Below are 1,666 nucleotides of genomic sequence, written 5' to 3'. Positions count from 1 at the left end.
CAAAATAAATTAAGGTTTTTAGAGGAGATATTAAAATGGAAGAAATATTATTGCCTATAGAAAATTGGGCAAGTATAAGAAAATATAAAGAAAAGGATATACCTGAGGATGTAGTCAAAAGAATTTTAAATGCTGCAAGATTAGCTCCTAGCTGGGCAAATACACAACCATGGCATTTTATTATTGTTAAAGATAAATCAAAAAAAGATCTCCTAAGAAAATTGGCTTTAAATCAAAATTTCATAAATCAAGCAGATGTAATAATAGTTTGTTGTGCTGATTTTTTGGCGTGGAAGAAAGAAAATAGATTAAATGAAATGCAGAAGCTCTGGGAGGCTTTGGGCAGATCTGCTAATCAAGAAGTAATGAATAAATATTTGGAAAATCCTGTAATCAACCCTGCATTAAGAGGGGAACAAATTTTATTAGCTAGACAGTATGAGCAGTTATCATTTGCTATTGCTTTTATGATTTTACAGGCAAAACATGAGGGAATCGGTAGTTGTATTATAGGTGGGTTCTGTAATCCAGTAACAGGTGGAGATTTAGACTTATACAAAAAAGTTGCAGAAGCATTAAATTTACCTGAACACTTGCTTGTTCTTACAATGGTAACATTAGGCTATCCAGCAGAAAACCCCAAAAAGAGACCAAGAAAATCCTTTGATGATATTGTATCATTTGAAGTATATGGTAAAAAATATTAACAGATATTACTTATCTTTAATTATTAATAATTATTAGATTATTAGTAATTGCTAGATGATATTTTAGCATAATTTATCTATCTTAACATAATATATCTTATCGGACATTATTAAATTTATTAAGAATTACTTTATACATATGTAATAGATATTATATCCTCGTATCTAAATAATGTCTTAGTGCTGTCGTGTGCAGTTATGCAACTAAACCTATTATCTAGATCTATAATTTTATATAAGGCCCTTTTGTCAAAATTATTTGGTTGAGTAAGTAATAAGATATTTTTAGATCTATCTATTAATATTTTTTTATTATTTGCATTAAAGATATTATTATCTGATATACCAAAATCTTTATCAATAGCCTCTGGCTCTAATATTAATAAATCAATAATTATATTATCAAGAAATTGACTACTAATACCTTCAATAATATTTATATTATTCTTATTTACTTTTCCGCTTATTATGAAAACATTTAAATTAGCATTTCCTAAAATTGAAGCAATTTTTATGTCTGAAGTGATAAAATCTATTGATTTAAATTTTTTATAATTTACCTCTATAAACTTAGCAAGCTCTAAATTTAGATTTCCACTGACTAAAAATATATTTCTATAAGAAATAATTTTCCTTGTTGTTTCTTCTATAATTTTATAATTAACATCATTAACATAATTATGATAAATATTAACATTTGTATTTAAAATTGAAGTATTAGTTAAATTATTGCCTCTATTTAGTTCTATGCCTTTATATTTTCTATTTACTAGATTTTCATCTTCTAGGTTTTTAACATCTCTTCTAACAGTCATTTCTGAAACATTTAATATATTTGAAAGCTCTTTAAATGTTGCAAATTTAACACTTTTTAAATATTCAATTATTTTATCTTTTCTATCTTCGTAGCCCATAATGTTATGTTATATATTAACATTTATAATTTTAAATATTAACAA

General features: G+C 25.2%; 2 protein-coding genes. One reads left to right on the top strand and one right to left on the bottom strand.

From position 1 onward, the window contains the following. The first annotated feature begins 35 nt into the window (after positions 1-35). Positions 36-707 (top strand): nitroreductase family protein, encoded by a 672-nt coding sequence (locus tag SVN78_08830; GenBank protein MDY6821708.1) that lies wholly within the window; start codon positions 36-38, stop codon positions 705-707. A gap of 131 nt (positions 708-838) precedes the next feature. Here SVN78_08830 and SVN78_08825 read toward each other — a convergent pair whose 3' ends face one another. Further along, the gene (locus tag SVN78_08825; GenBank protein MDY6821707.1) at positions 839-1,621 is read right to left on the bottom strand and encodes a DeoR/GlpR family DNA-binding transcription regulator; all 783 of its coding nucleotides are present in this window, start codon (positions 1,619-1,621) and stop codon (positions 839-841) included. Positions 1,622-1,666 lie beyond the last annotated feature (45 nt).

Source organism: Deferribacterota bacterium (assembly GCA_034189185.1).
Classification (GTDB): Bacteria; Chrysiogenota; Deferribacteres; order Deferribacterales; family UBA228; genus UBA228.
The sequence above is the reverse complement of the archived record's forward strand: the minus strand, read 5'-3'. Positions and strand labels throughout refer to the sequence as shown.

Bases quoted from the DNA above. Each gene is read 5' to 3' on its own strand.
- SVN78_08825 (MDY6821707.1), bottom strand. From the start codon at position 1,621: ATGGGCTACGAAGATAGAAAAGATAAAATAATTGAATATTTAAAAAGT.
- SVN78_08830 (MDY6821708.1), top strand. From the start codon at position 36: ATGGAAGAAATATTATTGCCTATAGAAAATTGGGCAAGTATAAGAAAA.